The 14,202-nt window shown below is 75.3% G+C and carries 17 protein-coding genes; 7 read left to right on the top strand and 10 right to left on the bottom strand.

Features of this window, described 5'->3' with window-relative positions:
• Positions 1-58: 58 nt before the first annotated feature.
• Both ACI791_RS08875 and ACI791_RS08870 read right to left on the bottom strand, forming a co-directional pair.
• Positions 59-958, bottom strand: a complete 900-nt coding sequence (locus ACI791_RS08875; protein WP_456585725.1) for a DUF3152 domain-containing protein — start codon at positions 956-958, stop codon at positions 59-61.
• Positions 959-997: 39 nt separating this feature from the next.
• Complete coding sequence (locus ACI791_RS08870; RefSeq protein WP_456585724.1) at positions 998-2,059, bottom strand: alpha/beta fold hydrolase; 1,062 nt, start codon at positions 2,057-2,059, stop codon at positions 998-1,000.
• Positions 2,060-2,129: 70 nt separating this feature from the next.
• Between ACI791_RS08870 and ACI791_RS08865 the strand changes: the two genes are divergently transcribed.
• On the top strand, positions 2,130-2,774 hold the full coding sequence (locus tag ACI791_RS08865) for a TetR/AcrR family transcriptional regulator (RefSeq protein ID WP_347057833.1): 645 nt from the start codon (positions 2,130-2,132) through the stop codon (positions 2,772-2,774).
• Positions 2,775-2,871: 97 nt separating this feature from the next.
• Entirely contained in the window at positions 2,872-3,114 is a 243-nt protein-coding gene (locus ACI791_RS08860; protein ID WP_347057834.1) for a DUF3107 domain-containing protein, read from the top strand.
• A 173-nt stretch (positions 3,115-3,287) separates the two neighbouring features.
• Here ACI791_RS08860 and ACI791_RS08855 read toward each other — a convergent pair whose 3' ends face one another.
• Positions 3,288-3,938, bottom strand: a complete 651-nt coding sequence (locus tag ACI791_RS08855; RefSeq protein ID WP_456585723.1) for a ferritin-like fold-containing protein — start codon at positions 3,936-3,938, stop codon at positions 3,288-3,290.
• A 191-nt stretch (positions 3,939-4,129) separates the two neighbouring features.
• On the opposite strand from ACI791_RS08855, the gene ACI791_RS08850 reads away from it, so the two are divergent.
• From ACI791_RS08850 to ACI791_RS08835, 4 genes are all read left to right on the top strand, one after another.
• Complete coding sequence (locus tag ACI791_RS08850) at positions 4,130-5,959, top strand: DEAD/DEAH box helicase (protein ID WP_456585722.1); 1,830 nt, start codon at positions 4,130-4,132, stop codon at positions 5,957-5,959.
• Positions 5,959-7,158, top strand: coding sequence for an outer membrane protein assembly factor BamB family protein (locus ACI791_RS08845; RefSeq protein ID WP_456585721.1), 1,200 nt, complete (start codon positions 5,959-5,961; stop codon positions 7,156-7,158). The genes ACI791_RS08850 and ACI791_RS08845 overlap by 1 nt, the downstream gene beginning before the upstream one ends.
• Before the next feature lie 114 nt (positions 7,159-7,272).
• On the top strand, positions 7,273-8,190 hold the full coding sequence (locus tag ACI791_RS08840; protein WP_456585720.1) for an alpha/beta fold hydrolase: 918 nt from the start codon (positions 7,273-7,275) through the stop codon (positions 8,188-8,190).
• A complete protein-coding gene (locus ACI791_RS08835; protein ID WP_456585719.1) occupies positions 8,187-9,056 on the top strand; it encodes an oxygenase MpaB family protein in 870 nt (289 codons plus the stop codon). Before ACI791_RS08840 ends, ACI791_RS08835 begins: the two co-directional genes overlap by 4 nt.
• A gap of 28 nt (positions 9,057-9,084) precedes the next feature.
• Here ACI791_RS08835 and ACI791_RS08830 read toward each other — a convergent pair whose 3' ends face one another.
• From ACI791_RS08830 to ACI791_RS08810, 5 genes are all read right to left on the bottom strand, one after another.
• Entirely contained in the window at positions 9,085-9,936 is an 852-nt protein-coding gene (locus ACI791_RS08830; RefSeq protein WP_456585718.1) for a RecB family exonuclease, read from the bottom strand.
• A gap of 57 nt (positions 9,937-9,993) precedes the next feature.
• Positions 9,994-10,851 carry a PHP domain-containing protein gene (locus ACI791_RS08825; RefSeq protein ID WP_456585717.1) on the bottom strand — a complete coding sequence of 286 codons (858 nt, stop codon included), beginning with the start codon at positions 10,849-10,851 and terminating at the stop codon, positions 9,994-9,996.
• Positions 10,852-10,903: 52 nt separating this feature from the next.
• A complete protein-coding gene (locus ACI791_RS08820; protein ID WP_456585716.1) occupies positions 10,904-11,536 on the bottom strand; it encodes a PH domain-containing protein in 633 nt (210 codons plus the stop codon).
• 5 nt (positions 11,537-11,541) lie between these two features.
• Positions 11,542-11,700 carry a hypothetical protein gene (locus tag ACI791_RS08815; protein WP_456585715.1) on the bottom strand — a complete coding sequence of 53 codons (159 nt, stop codon included), beginning with the start codon at positions 11,698-11,700 and terminating at the stop codon, positions 11,542-11,544.
• 164 nt (positions 11,701-11,864) lie between these two features.
• Entirely contained in the window at positions 11,865-12,488 is a 624-nt protein-coding gene (locus ACI791_RS08810; protein ID WP_347057843.1) for a DUF6758 family protein, read from the bottom strand.
• A 117-nt stretch (positions 12,489-12,605) separates the two neighbouring features.
• On the opposite strand from ACI791_RS08810, the gene ACI791_RS08805 reads away from it, so the two are divergent.
• On the top strand, positions 12,606-13,022 hold the full coding sequence (locus ACI791_RS08805) for an NUDIX hydrolase (RefSeq protein ID WP_456585714.1): 417 nt from the start codon (positions 12,606-12,608) through the stop codon (positions 13,020-13,022).
• 29 nt (positions 13,023-13,051) lie between these two features.
• On the opposite strand, the gene ACI791_RS08800 is transcribed toward ACI791_RS08805, so the two are convergent.
• Entirely contained in the window at positions 13,052-13,561 is a 510-nt protein-coding gene (locus ACI791_RS08800; RefSeq protein WP_456585713.1) for a MaoC family dehydratase, read from the bottom strand.
• 120 nt (positions 13,562-13,681) lie between these two features.
• Entirely contained in the window at positions 13,682-14,194 is a 513-nt protein-coding gene (locus ACI791_RS08795; protein WP_456585712.1) for a DUF6912 family protein, read from the bottom strand.
• Between the last annotated feature and the right edge of the window lie 8 nt (positions 14,195-14,202).

Genomic DNA, 14,202 nt, shown 5'->3' with positions numbered 1-14,202 from the left:
AACAGCGTGCCAGGCCGCCGTGTTCCCACCCGTCCCCGTGGCCCGGCCGGCCCCCGGGTCAGGGATGGGGCCACGCGTTCCGCACGCAGTCGCCGAGGTCGAGCGTCTGCTGCTGCATGACGGGGGCGAGCCGGCCGGGGCCGGGGCACTGCTCGTGCCCGTTGCCGAGCACGTGGCCGACCTCGTGGTTGACCACGTAGCGGCGGTAGGTCGCCAGGTCCCCGTCGTAGTGCGGCACGGCCGTGGCCCAGCGGGCCAGGTTGATGACCGCGCGATCCCCGTACCGGCAGGACGTGTAGCCGCCCGTGCCGACGCCGGGGCAGTACGTCTCCATGCTCCCCGGGCTGACCAGGCTGACCCTGAAGTCGTGCTCGGCCCCGATCCCGACGCGCTGGAACGACATCCGCCCACCGTTGCCCCAGGACCGTGGGTCGGCCAGCGTCGTCGTCACGGCCTCGGCGAAGACCACGCCGTCCACCCCGATGCCGTCCTCGACCTCCACGACGAAGCGCTGCAGCGGACCGGTGCCGAGGACGTCCGAGCCGCCGTCGACCAGCACGAGGTCACCCGTCCCCTGCTCCACGTACTGCTCGGCGGTCACCGGCGCGGGGGTCTGGGCCGGTCCGGCGTCGCCCTCCGCGGGCGCTGCGGACTCGACCGAGGGTCCGGTCGGCGCCTCGGCCGACGGGGCGGCGGGCGCCGTCGTCGCGGGGACCGGACCGGCGGCCGTCGACGCCGAGCCGGGCGGGTTCAGCACCAGGTCGACCACGACGGCGAGGGTGGCGAGCGCGAGGACGGGGATGGCATAGGCCCGCCAGCCGTGCCGCCGCACGAACCGCGCCAGCCCGCTCCCGGACCGCTCGGCGCCGCGACGCCCGGGCGCCGGACGGGGCCGTTCCTGCGCGACCAGCGGCCCTCGACGCGACGCGGGCCGGCGGTCGGTCAGACGTCCGCCCACCGGCCGCCCTCCTGATCGTCGCTCCGCCCCCCGGTGGACTCAGCGTCTCACGCTGCGTGGCGCGTCCGCGACGGCCTCGGGGTTCGCCGCGCTCGGTCCGGCGGGTCGGCCCTCGACCATCCCGAGCACCGCGCGGGCCGTCGGCTCCGGCGCCTCCAGCATCGCCACGTGCCCGACGCCGTCGAGCAGGAGGAGCCGGCCGTCGGGCACGGTCGCGGCCAGCCGCGGGGCCAGCGCCGGGTCGACCAGCCGGTCGCGGCCGCCCCAGACGACCAGCACGGGCATGCGCAGCCCGCGGGCCGCCCGCCAGGCGTTCGCCGGGCCGAGGCGCAGGTAGGAGGTGATCAGGCCGCGCATGCTCCGGGCCAGCGCCCGGTCGGCCCACGGCTGCTCCGCCCGCTCGTGCATCTCCCGCACGGCCTGCTCGATGCGCTCGGGCGGCACCGCGCCCGGGTTCCCGAAGCACATGCGCACCATCGACCGGACGCTCTGCTCCGGGGGGACGGCGGCCAGCCGGCGCTCGGCCAGCGTCGGTACTCCGGGCACCAGGAGGAGCAGCAGCGCCCGGCTGAACGCCGGGGGCACCCGGTACACCGGCATGGCCGGCGACACGAGCGTCAGCGTGGCCACCAGGTCGGGCCGCAGCGCAGCCACCAGGAGGCTGACCAGCCCACCGAGGGAGTTGCCGACCAGGTGCACGGGGCGGCCTGCGCCCTCCCCCGGTTGCGCGGCGACGTGCTCCAGCACGTCGACGACGGCACGCACGTGGCTCCGGATCGAGTACCGCCCGCGCGACGGGGGCCGCGACCGGCCGAACCCGGGGAGGTCCACCGACCAGCCGTCGAACCGCACCGCGAGCAGCGCGGCGAGATCGGTCCAGTTGGTGGAGGCGCCGCCCAGGCCGTGGACGTAGAGCGCCCGCTCCCTGGCCGGGGCCGACGGCCGGTGCCCGTCGGCGTCGTCGCGGTCGACCGGCCCCGTCCACGGGGTGCGCCGGACGAAGACCGCTCCGCCACGGACGGCGACCTCCTCCCCCGGCCAGGGCGGCACCGCGCGGCCCGTCGTCGGCAGCGGGGTGGTGGACAGGACTGCGTCGGACATCGCCTGCGACGGTATCGCTGCCTGCCACTGGTCTTCCTGGTCAGGAGCCCGCCGGTAGCATCCCCCTGCCATGCAGCCCTCATCGCCCGCCGCAGCCAACCGGCGCACGGCCCGACTGCCGCGCGGCGCCCGCCGCCTGCAGCTGCTGCGCGCCGCCCAGGACGTCTTCGTGGCCCAGGGTTTCCACGCCGCGGCGATGGACGACATCGCCGTGCGGGCGGGGGTCAGCAAGCCGGTGCTGTACCAGCACTTCCCCGGCAAGCGGGAGCTGTACCTGGCGCTGCTCGAGGAGCACGTGTCGGAGCTGGCCGACCGGGTCGGCCAGGCGATGGGCGGCACCGCGGACAACCGCGCCCGGGTGAACGCCGCCGTCGGGGCGTACTTCGACTTCATCGACGCCGACGGCGAGGCCTTCCGGCTGGTCTTCGAGTCCGACCTGCGCAACGACGAGGACGTCCGGGCCATCGTCGACCGCGGCACGGCCGTCTGCGTCGAGGCGATCGCCGGCGTCATCGCCGCGGACACCGGCGCCGACCCCGAGCGCGCCCTGCTGCTGGCCTCCGGCCTGTCCGGGCTGGCGGAGAGCAGCGCGCGGTGGTGGCTGCCGCGCAAGGGCACGGTGTCCCGCGACGAGGCGGTCGCCCTCATGGCCTCCCTGGCCTGGCGTGGCATCTCCGGCTTCCCCCGGGTGGACGGCGACCCGCCGCCTCCCTGACGGGCCGTTTCGCTGACGGCGCATCCACTCGACCGGTCCGCCCACCGGTCCCTGCACTAGCGTTGGGGGCAGTCGCGAACGAGGAGGCATCGCCCACGTGGAAGTCAAGATCGGCGTCCAGCACTCGCCCCGGGAGCTGGTCATCGACAGCCCCAAGACCCCTGACGAGATCGCGGCCGAGGTGGCCAAGGCCATGTCGGGCTCGACCAAGGACGGCCTGCTCACCCTGGTCGACGAGCGGGGCCGCCAGGTCCTCGTCCCCGTCGACCGCATCGCCTACGTGGAGATCGCGGCGGCCGATCAGCGCCGCGTCGGGTTCATCGCCGGCACCAGCTCCTGACACCAGGCTCCGAGACGGGGCGTCACCGCACTCGCGGTGGCGCCCCGTCGTCGTCTGCAGAGCCGTGCCGAGTGGGCCCCGGAGGCGTCCGCGCAGGCACGACGGACCCGCTCCACGCACCACGGGGGCGGCCGTTGCCCGCGGTCCGGCCGGAGGCCGACGACGTCACCGCTTCAGGGGTTCAGCCCGAGGGCCTTCATCCGTTCGGTGTGGGCCGTGGTGATCCGCTCGATCAGCCGGCCGACGCCGGACAGGTCCCCGGTTCCGGAGACGATGAGGTCGGCCAGCCGGTCGTGCTCGGCGATGACCGCCTGGGAGCGCGTCATGGCCTCCCCGACCAGCCGGCGGCCCCACAGCGCCAGGCGGCCGGCGACCGTGCGGTCGGCGGCGATCGCGGCGCGCACCTCCCGGACCGCGAAGTCCGCGTAGCCGGTGTCGGCGAGCACCTCGAGCACGAGACCGCGGTCGGGCTCGGGCAGGAAGCCCGCGATCTCACGGTAGAAGTCGGCGGCCAACCCGTCACCGACGTAGGCCTTCACCAGGCCCTCCAGCCAGGTGCTGGGCCGGGTGCTCTCGTGGAAGGTGTCCAGCGCCGACACGAACGGCGCCATGGCCGTGGCCGGGTCCACACCCAGTTCGGACAGCCGGGCGGTGAGCTGCACGTGGTGGGCGATCTCGGCGGCCGCCATGCGGGCCAGCGCCGCCCGGCCGGCGAGCGTCGGTGCCATCCTGGCGTCCTCGGCGAGCCGGTCGAACGCGGTGAGCTCGGCGTAGGCGAGCACCCCGAGCAGGTCGGCGACGGCCGTGTTCTCCACCGGTGGCACGGCAACTCCTGGAGCTCGACGGGCAGGGCCCGCGTGCCCCGGACGAGTGATGCGTCCGACAGCGGGGAGCGCGGCGCCGAGAGGCTAACCGGTGCCCGCGCTAGCATGGGAACCGGCGAGCCTTCGGGCACGCTCGTGTATCTGCGCGCTGACGACCGCTGGACGATGCCCCCCTGGGCCGTCTCCCGGACGTGTTCGACGCCCGGTCCCGCTGGCCGCGTCGGCGCTGGAACTCATCCCGCGACATCCGACCGCGGACGGGCACGAGGCGGCACCGCCGCCGCCGGAGCCGGTCCCCCAGCCGACCAGAGGCGAGAGCACTGACCTCCACCGACACGAACCCCGACCCGACGAACACCGACCCGAACGGCGTCCCCGCCGCCGCCGAACTCGACCGCGCCGAGAGCGGCGCCCCGGCCCCCGAAGAGCTCGAGCAGGCCGTCGAGGAGTTCGGCGGCGCGCCCGTCGCGCCGGACAGCCCGCTGTTCAGCGACTTCGAGGTGCACCCGGACATCATCGCGGCGCTGGCCGAGGTGGGCATCCACCGCACCTTCGCCATCCAGGAGCTCACGCTCCCCCTCGCGTTGGCCGGGAACGACCTCATCGGCCAGGCCCGCACCGGCACGGGCAAGACCCTGGGCTTCGGCGTCCCGCTGCTGCAGCGGGTCACCCCGCCGGCCGAGGGCGGCGATGGTGTGCCGCAGGCACTGGTCGTCGTCCCCACCCGCGAGCTGTGCGTGCAGGTCTCCCGCGACCTCGCCGCCGCGGGCACCAAGCGCGGCATCCGCGTGCAGGCCATCTACGGGGGCCGGGCCTTCGAGCCGCAGGTCCAGGCCCTGCAGACCGGCGTCGAGGTCGTCGTCGGCACCCCGGGCCGGCTGCTCGACCTGGCCCAGCGGGGGGACCTGATCCTGGGCAAGGTCAAGGTGCTCGTCCTCGACGAGGCCGACGAGATGCTGGACCTGGGCTTCCTGCCCGACATCGAGCGGATCCTGGCGATGGTCCCGGAGAAGCGGCAGACGATGCTCTTCTCCGCCACGATGCCCGGCCCGATCGTCACGCTGTCCCGGTCGTTCATGACCCAGCCCACGCACATCCGGGCCCACGGCAACGACGAGGGCTCGACGGTTCCGCAGACCACCCAGTTCATCTACCGGGCGCACAACCTGGACAAGCCGGAGCTGCTGTCCCGGGTCCTGCAGTCGCGCGACCGCGGCCTGGTGATGGTCTTCTGCCGCACCAAGCGCACCGCCCAGAAGGTCGCCGACGAGCTCGTCGACCGCGGGTTCGCCGCGGCCGCCGTGCACGGCGACCTCGGCCAGGGCGCCCGCGAGCAGGCGCTGCGCGCCTTCCGCAGCGGCAAGGTCGACGTCCTGGTGGCCACGGACGTCGCCGCCCGCGGCATCGACGTCACCGGCGTCAGCCACGTGGTGAACTACCAGTGCCCCGAGGACGAGAAGACCTACGTGCACCGGATCGGCCGCACCGGCCGGGCCGGCAGCACCGGCGTCGCCGTCACGTTGGTCGACTGGGACGACATCCCCCGCTGGCAGCTGATCAACAAGGCGCTGGATCTCGGGTTCGACGACCCACCGGAGACCTACTCCACCTCGCCGTGGGTCTACACCGACCTCGACGTTCCCGAGGGTGCCAAGGGCCGGTTGCCCCGCTCGCAGCGCACTCGCGAGGGCCTGGACGCCGAGACCCTCGAGGACCTCGGCGAGACCGGGAAGCGCAACCGCCCGGCCGGCCGCACCGACGACTCGCGCGGGCCGGGGAGCCGGACCGCCGACGAGGAGAAGCCGGCCGGCGGGGGCAAGAGCCGTCCTCGCCGTCGTACCCGGAGCGGTGGCGGCTCCGGTGCCGCCGCCGAGAGCAAGGACTCGGCCGCGGCTGCCGACGCTCCGGCCGGCGCCGAGAGCTCGTCCGAGGGTGGCAGCGCCAAACCGCGCCGTCGTCGTCGCCGTCGCGGCGGTGCCGGCCGCGGCGGTTCGGACGCCGGCGCCGCCGCCACCGACTGATGAAGGACCTGCCTTCCCCCCTCCCCTCGCTCCGCTCGGGGTGGGTCCCTGAAGGCAGGCCGTTCCACCACCTCGGTAGCCCGCCCCTGCGCGTCTGGGTCTGGACGGCGGCCACCCTCGTGCTCGTCGTCGTCGCCGCCGTGCTCTGGCGGAACTCCGACGCGGCCGCCACCGACAGCACCACCACAGCACCGGCCGACGCCCCCACCGGGGCGCCGGCCGGTGCCGTCTCCGAGGTGTGGTCGGTCTCCGGCGACCCGCGGACCGCCGACGTCGTCGAGGGCGGACGCGTGCTGGCCGGTTCCGACCACGGCGTCCGGGCGCTCGACCCGGCCACCGGTGAGGAGGCCTGGCACTACACCCGGGACAACGCCTGGCTGTGCGGCCTCACCGTCACCGACGGCGTGGTGGTGGCCGTCTTCCGGACCGAGGACCGGTGCGACGAGGCGGTCGGTCTCCACGCCGGCACCGGCGTGCGCGCGTGGACCCGCAACGTGAACTTCCGGGCCGACATGACCCTTTCGTCCACCGACCGCATCGTGCTGGCCCACAGCCCGACGGGGATCGTCACGCTCGACCCGACGGGCAACAACATCCGCTGGCGGTACGCCCCGCCGTCGGGGTGCGAGCTGCTGGGCTCGGACGCGGGGGACGCCGGCGTGGCGGTGCTGGAGCGGTGCGCGGGGTCCCGGGTCCCGCAGCTGCGGCTGCTGGACGGGTTCGACGGGAGCGCGCACTGGACGCGGGACCTGCCGCTGTCCGACGCCGAGGACGCCGAGCTGCTCGGCGCCGACCTGCTCGTGGGCGTGCGGACGGGCGCCGAGGTGGAACTGCGCTCCGCTGCGGACGGCGCGCTGCAGACCACGCTGGCGGCCACGGCCGAGGGCGCCGCGCGGCAGTCGGCCATCGACGGTGCGGTGCTGGTCTCCGCCGGCGGCATCCTCACCGCCGTCGAGCCGGGCTCGGGGCGACGCCTCTGGGAGGCGGCCGCGACCGGCCTGCCCGGCGAACCGGTCAGCGACGACGACCGGCCGCGGCTGACGGTTCCGGACAGCCAGGGCTTCGCCCACCGCGACGCGGCCACGGGTGAGGAGCTGGACCGGTCGGCGGCGTCCGGGGTGCCGGCGGGCGGGACGGCGACCACCGTCGGCGGCACCGTGGTGCTCCGCCTGCCGGACGGCGTGCGCGCCTACCGCTGACGAGGACCCCCTGGCCCCACCGCTCGCAGGCTCGCGGCGGGCACCTGCGGAAAGGCCGCTCCGTGCGCCGGGCCGGTGCGGCACGGTCGCGGCGATCGGGGTTCACTGGGGACCATGGTCCTGCCCGGTGGCTCCGATGCCCGCGACGTGCCCCTCGCCATCGCCCCCGACGACCTCCGCCAGCTGGCCCACCACGACGCCGACTCCCGCACCTTCGCGGGCGGGGCCGGACCGCTGGCCGCCCTGGACACCGGCGGCACCGCCGTCCGCGGCACCGTGCTGATGGTGGCCGGGTACACCGGCAGCAAGGAAGACTTCGCTCCCCTGCTGCGGCCGCTGGCCGAGGTCGGCTACCGCGTCGTCGCACTCGACCAGCGCGGCCAGTACGAGTCGCCCGGACCCGACGACCCGGCCGGGTACTCGGTGGAGGTGCTGGGCGACGACGTGCTCGCGGTCGCCCGCGTGCTCCGGCAGGAGTCCGGGGAGCCGCTGCACCTGCTCGGCCACAGTTTCGGCGGGCTGGTGACGCGGGCCGCGGTGCTGGCCGAGCCCGGCCTGTTCACCACGTTCACGCTGCTGGGTTCGGGGCCGTCCCGGCTCACCGGGCGTCGCGCGGAGCTGCTGGACCACCTCGGTCCGCTGCTGGACGCCGGCGGGGTGCCGCTGGTCCACCAGACCCTCGAGCAGGTCGCGATGACCGATCCGAGGGCCCAGGCCGTGCCGGCGCCGACCCGGGAGTTCTACGCCCGCCGCTTCCTGCGGAACTCCGCGGCCGGGCTGCGCGGCATGGCCGACGCGATGCTGGCCGAGCCCGACCGGGTCGCCGAGCTGAAGGCCACCGGTGTGCCGGTGCTCGTGGCGCACGGTGAGGCCGACGACGCCTGGTTGCCCCACGTGCAGGCCGACATGGCGCGGCGGCTGGGCGCCCGGCACGAGGTCATCAACAGCTCGATCCACTCTCCCGCCGTGGAGAACCCGGCGCGCACGCTGGAGGTCCTGTGCGACTTCTGGGCCACCGCGGTCCCGGCATGACTGCCCTGCCGTCACCGGCGGACTGGGCTCCCGACGAGGACCGCCTGGGCTTCTTCGGGCCCGGCAGCGTGACGTGGCGGGTGCACGCCGACCCGTCCTTCTCCGTCGGCGGGCTCCGCGCCCTGCTGCTGCAGGCGCTCCACCCGGTGGCCGTGGACGGCGTCGCCCGGTTCTCGGGGGCGTTCCGCGACGACCCCTGGCCGCGGCTGATCCGCACCGCGACCTACGTCGACACCCTGACCTTCGGCACCCGCACCGAGGCGGTGCGGGCGGTGGCCCGGGTGCGGGGCATCCACCGTCGGCTCGGTGCCGTCGAGGAGACCACCGGCCGCGAGTACCGGGTCGACGACCCCGACCTGCTGCTCTGGGTGCACTGCTGCGAGGTCGACTCACTGCTGGGCGTGGCCCGCCGTGCCGGGGTGCCGCTCACCGACGACGACGCCGATCGGTACGTCGCCGAGCAGGTGACCGCCGCCGAGCTCGTCGGGGTGCCGTGCGCCGACGTCCCCGCCTCGACGGCGGAGCTCGCCGCCTACTTCGAGCGGATGCGGCCGTCGCTGGCCGCCACCGCGGCGGCCCGGGACGCCTACCGGCTGATTGTGCTGCCGCCGATGCCCACCTGGGTGCGGTTCCTGACCCCCGCCCAGCCGGCGTGGGGCGGGCTGGCCACGCTGGCCGTGGCCCTGCTGCCGCAGTGGGCGCGCCGGCTGTACTCGCTGCCCGGGCTCGGCCTGACCGACGCCGCGGCGACGGCTGCGGTGCGTGGCTTCCGGCAGGCGGTCCTGCGACTGCCGCTGCGGGCGCAGCGCTCCCCCATCGTCTGGGCTGGGTTCGACCGAGTGGGTGCGGAGCGCCTCATCGCCTAGCTGTACTGCCCGGAGACGGGCAGTACACCTAGCCGGTGGCCCCCGGCTCCTCGGGGAGGAAGCTCCACGGCTCCCGGGCCGGCCCCGCGGCCTGGCCCGCCGGGCAGCTCGGCCGGAAGTCGCACCACCCGCAGTGGCGGCCGGGGACCGGCGGGAAGGCGGTGTCGACCTCCGCGCCACCGGCCAGCGCCTCGGTGGCGGCGGTGATGTCCACGGCGATGTCCTCGGCCCGCCGCACGTGGTTGGCCAGCGACCGGTCGGTGTGCTCGAAGGCCGCGACCGTGCCGCTGGGCAGGTGGTGCAGCTCGACCCGGCTGCACGGCCGCCGGAGGGTGCGTCGCACGCCCAGGACGTAGGCCGCCAGGGCGGGTGATCCGCGCGCCTCGTCGTCGGTGGAGGGCACCCGCCCGGTCTTGTAGTCGACGATCACGAGCTCGTCGCCCCGCTGGTCGATGCGGTCGACCCGCCCGGAGAGCGCGAGCCGCTCGGTGGTCGCCGCGACGGTGCGCTCGGTGCCCACCGGCTCGTCGGCGGGGTCGAGCCCGGCGACGTACTCGGTCAGCCAGCCGGTCGCGCGCGCCCGCCAGCGCTCGGACTGCTCGTCGTCGCGGAACCCGGTGGGCGACCAGGCGGCGTGCAGCAGCTGGCGCGCCGCGGCCGCGGTGCGCCGCGGCACCGGGGCGTCCCACCACGAGCGCAGCGCCGCGTGCACCGCCGAGCCGACGGTGTTGTGCGCCCAGGGCGGCCCCTTCGGCGGCTGCGGCCGGTCGACGTAGGTGAACCGGTAGCGGCGCGGGCAGTCGGCGAAGGTCGCCAGCTTGCTCGGCGTGGCCGGGAACAGCCGGCGCGGCATGCCCGGCATCTCGAGCTGGTGGCTCACCGCCGCACCCCGCCGTCCACGGCCGCCACGGTAGCCGGGGCCACCGACGGCCCGCGGTCAGCCGCGCAGCGGTGCGGTGCCCGTCCCGGCCGCGAGCAGCCGCTCGAACTGCTCGGGGTCGGTGGTGCACGCGCCGATCGGCGTGCGCTTGTTCGTGCCGTGGTAGTCGCTGGACCCCGTCGTCAGCAGGTCGAGGTCCGCCGCCAGCGACCGCAGGTGCCCGCGCTGCTCCGCGGTGTGGTCGGGGTGGTCGACCTCCAGCCCGAGCAGCCCCGCCGCGGCCATGGCGGCGATCGCCTCGTCGCCCACGACCCGGCCGCGTGCGGTCGCCAGCCCGTGGGCGAACACCGGCACGCCGCCCGCCGCACGGACCAGCGCGATCCCCTGCCGGACGTCGGTGTCGTCCTTCGCCACGTAGTACCCGCCGTGGTGGTGCAGCAGGCCGGCGAACGCCTGCTCGACGGTGGCGACGACGCCGCCGCGCACCAGGGCCCGGGCCACGTGCGGCCGGCCGACGACGCCACCGCCGGCGTGCGCCACGATCTCGTCCCAGCGCACCGGGTAGCCGTCGGCGGCCAGCGCGGTCACGATCCGCTCCGCCCGGCTCAGGCGCTCGTCGCGAAGTCGCGCCCGCTCCGCCGCGAACGCCGGGTGCAGCGGGTCGAACAGGTAGCCGAGCAGGTGCACGCTGACCGGCGGCTCGTCGTCGGGGAACCAGCGGCAGGACAGCTCCATGCCGGGGATCACCGTGAGGCCCGGTGGCCGGGCGGCCTCCGCCGCCGCCCAGCCGGCGGTGGTGTCGTGGTCGGTGAGCGCCACGACGTCGAGGCCGGCGCCGCGGGCGGCAGCCAGCACCTCGGCGGGGTCGTCGGTGCCGTCGGACATCGAGGAGTGGGTGTGCAGGTCGATCCGCATCACCGGTCAGCCTGCCCCAGACTCCCGCGGCCCACCCGGTGGCCGTCGCCGCTCACGGCTCGCGCAGCGGGAGCCCCGGGATCGGCTCGGTGTCCCGGCGGCCCCCGGTGGCGACCGGCCCGCCGGACGACGGCTCCGGGTTGCCCTCGTCGTCGCCCCCGGACGCGGCACCCCAGTCGCTGGTGAACAGCAGCCCGCTCACCTGGCGGTACAGGGCTCCGGCGTGCGGCAGGAAGGTGATCTCCGACAGCGCCTGCTGCTGCCCGGCGGACTCGAAGCGGAAGGTGCCGTAGCCCAGCAGCTGGCCGAACAGCGTCTCCTTCCACGTCAGGTCGGTGATCCGCCGCAGCGGGAGCAGCGTGACGGTGCGGACGACCACACCGGAGGTGAGCAGCACCCGGCGCCGGCTGACGATGAAGTGCCGCATCCACCACTCGCCGATGCGCAGCGCGTAGACGGCGAGGGCCGCGAGGACGACGAGCATCCCGATCGTGCTGGTGACCCGGTTCTCCGGGTCGAGCACGAGCAGCCAGCCCCCGGCGAGGAAGACCGGTAGGAACTTCACGGTGGGTACGACGAGCACCGCCCAGTGCCGGCGGGTGGCCACCACCGCATCCTCGTCGTCGAGCAGGTACTTCTCGACGTCCTTGGCGGCGCGGGCCGGGAGGCCGGAGGGGGCGACCACCGGGGTCAGACGAGCGAGCCGACGAACCGGGCGAGCGAGGAGGCGGCGTCACCGAGGGCCTCACCGGCGTTGCGCACGAGCTCGGCGGACGACTCCGGCGCCTGGATGACGTAGAAGAGCGCGAAGGCGACGACCACCCAGGTGAGGACCTTCTTCAGGTTCACCGCCACCTCCGTGGTGTGAGTGAGGCAGGCCCGCTCACCGGGCGTGCACGGGAGCCCGCCGGTCTGCGGCGGACGCGTTCGTCCCATGAGTAACACAGGCCCCACGGCGGACCGGCCCGACGCGCCGGTCACGACGGAGCCGGTCGGGTTCCGCTGCGGACCGGTCAGCGTCCCGGCAGCAGGTGCTCCCCCGGCGGTCCCAGCGGCAGGTCCGGGTAGATGCGCTCGCGCAGGTCCAGCAGCTCCAGCCGCTCGACGAGCAGCCAGGCGGCGTTCATCGGCCACATCACCAGCCAGAGCCAGACGCCGTAGGCCTCCCCCACGAACGCCGCGCGGTCGTCGCTGGTCGGCACCGCCCACAGCGGCGCGTGCTGTCCGGCCGCCTCGACCTCGACCGAGCTCGGGCCGGAGATGACGTCTCCCGGGTCCAGCCCCGGCAGGCCGGCGTACCCGCAGCCGACGCCGGTGCCGGGCTCCTCGGCGACCAGTACCAGCTCGGCGGAGCCGCCGAGGGGAGCCGGCCCGGCACAGTCGACGACGATCGCCCGGGCCCCCGGCTCACCGCCCCACGCCAGCCCGGTGACCGCCCACCCCGGCGGCACCGGGTCGGGGACCCACGCCGGGACGCGGGCGTCAGCGGTGACCGCCGCGATCGCGTCGTGCGCGACCAGAGCGGTGTGGTGCAGCGGCGTGACGGCGCCGTGCAGGTGACACCAGGCCTGTGCCTCGGAACCGTGGCGGACGACCAGCGGCTCACCGCAGCGCGGGCAGACCGGGGACGCACTCATCGGGGACACGGTCGCGGGAGCGGCCCGAATCGTCAAGCGCAGCGCAGCCGGGCGACTTCGCGGGGTGGCGCGTCCCGGTCACGGGCGGCCGGGACGAGCCCTGCGTAGCCTCCGGGGATGACCGCTGCCGAGCCCCCGGTGGTGCCCTGCGTCGGCGCGATCGTGCACGATCCCGCTGGCCGGCTGCTGCTGGTGCGCCGGCGCAACGCCCCGGGCCGCGGTCTCTGGTCGGTGCCCGGCGGCCGGGTGGAGCCGGGCGAGACCGTGGCGGCCGCCGTCGAGCGCGAGGTCCTGGAGGAGACCGGGCTGCGGGTGCGCGCCGGCGCTGAGGTGGGCCGGATCCGCATCGACGGCGGCGCGGTCGTCTACGACGTCGTCGACATCGCCTGCGGCCTGGTGGACGCCGACGTCCGACCGGTGGCCGGCGACGACGCGGCCGACGTCGTCTTCGCGGACGCGGCGACGCTCGCCGGGCTGTGCTGCACGCCCCGGCTGGTGGAGACGCTCCGCGGCTGGGGGGTGCTGCCGGGCTGAACCGGCCGGCACGCCCCGCCGCGAGCGGATCAGCCGCGGGGTGCGGGCTCGGGACGGCCGGGCTGCTCGCCGCCGCGGGCCTCCCCGTAGGAGCGCTTGGGCACCATCACCTTGCGGCGGAAGATGCAGACGACCGCGCCGTCCTGCTTGTAGCCGATGGTCTCGACGTGCACGACGCCCCGGTCGTCCTTGGACTTCGACGGCGTCTTGTCGAGGACCGTGGTCTCGCCGTAGATGGTGTCGCCGTGGAAGGTGGGGGCGACGTGCCGGAGGGACTCGATCTCCAGGTTGGCGATCGCCTTGCCCGAGACGTCCGGAACGCTCATGCCCAGCAGCAGTGAGTAGATGTAGTTCCCGACGACGACGTTCTTGCCGAAGTCGGTCGTCTTCTCCGCGTAGTTCACGTCCATGTGCAGCGGGTGGTGGTTCATCGTGAGCAGGCAGAACAGGTGGTCGTCGTACTCGGTGACGGTCTTCCCGGGCCAGTGCTTGTAGACGGCCCCGACCTCGAACTCCTCGTAGTACCGACCGAACTGCATCTGCTGGCTCCCGACGTCGACGCTCGTGCGGGTCGGCGGCAGCGCACGGGCCCACCGGAGCGGGCGCCCGCGACGACGCACCGGTGACCCGTCTGGACGGGTGGTGATCCTACGGCCGACTCAGAGGAGCTCGAGCGCGGGACCGATCTCCTGCGTCGCGTACCAGCCCAGCTCGTGCCCCTCGGCCTGGTCGACGACGAACTGCGCGTCGTCGCTGCCGAGGTCGGCCTCGAGCACGACCTCCACCGCGGCCCGCACGTCCTCCTCGGCCTCGGCGGCGTCGATGTGCGCGCTGGCCACGTCGGCGAGGCCGATCTCGTGCTGCACCCGGGCGGCGCCCCGCTCGACGTGCGGGTCGTCCATGGCCGTCACCGCGCCGTCGGGCACGTCGGCGGCCAGCACCACCCGACGGCGTGCGGCGAAGGGGTCCAGGTCGAGCAGCCGCAGGCTCGCCCGCGCCGCCGCGAGCAGCGCGGCGTATTCCAGCTCCTCGGTGTCGGCCCCGGCGTCGCTGAGCGCGTAGAACTCACGCAGCTGCGGCGTCACCGCGAAGACGGTCTGCGGACCGGGCAGCCGCCCCTCGTCCACGAGCGTCCGCAGCACGGTCGTCGTCGCCGGCAGGTAGACGCGCACCCGGCTGA

It is taken from the genome of Blastococcus sp. SYSU DS0973, assembly GCF_054051055.1.
Note: the sequence above shows the minus strand (reverse complement) of the source record. Positions and strands in the feature narration are given on the sequence as shown.

What these genes read in the sequence shown, in the direction of transcription:
- ACI791_RS08840 (WP_456585720.1), top strand. Translation starts at nt 7,273, where the DNA reads ATGGTCCTGCCCGGTGGCTCCGATGCCCGCGACGTGCCCCTCGCCATC.
- ACI791_RS08805 (WP_456585714.1), top strand. Translation starts at nt 12,606, where the DNA reads ATGACCGCTGCCGAGCCCCCGGTGGTGCCCTGCGTCGGCGCGATCGTG.
- ACI791_RS08865 (WP_347057833.1), top strand. Translation starts at nt 2,130, where the DNA reads ATGCAGCCCTCATCGCCCGCCGCAGCCAACCGGCGCACGGCCCGACTG.
- ACI791_RS08835 (WP_456585719.1), top strand. Translation starts at nt 8,187, where the DNA reads ATGACTGCCCTGCCGTCACCGGCGGACTGGGCTCCCGACGAGGACCGC.
- ACI791_RS08870 (WP_456585724.1), bottom strand. Translation starts at nt 2,059, where the DNA reads ATGTCCGACGCAGTCCTGTCCACCACCCCGCTGCCGACGACGGGCCGC.
- ACI791_RS08825 (WP_456585717.1), bottom strand. Translation starts at nt 10,851, where the DNA reads ATGCGGATCGACCTGCACACCCACTCCTCGATGTCCGACGGCACCGAC.
- ACI791_RS08810 (WP_347057843.1), bottom strand. Translation starts at nt 12,488, where the DNA reads ATGAGTGCGTCCCCGGTCTGCCCGCGCTGCGGTGAGCCGCTGGTCGTC.
- ACI791_RS08845 (WP_456585721.1), top strand. Translation starts at nt 5,959, where the DNA reads ATGAAGGACCTGCCTTCCCCCCTCCCCTCGCTCCGCTCGGGGTGGGTC.
- ACI791_RS08800 (WP_456585713.1), bottom strand. Translation starts at nt 13,561, where the DNA reads ATGCAGTTCGGTCGGTACTACGAGGAGTTCGAGGTCGGGGCCGTCTAC.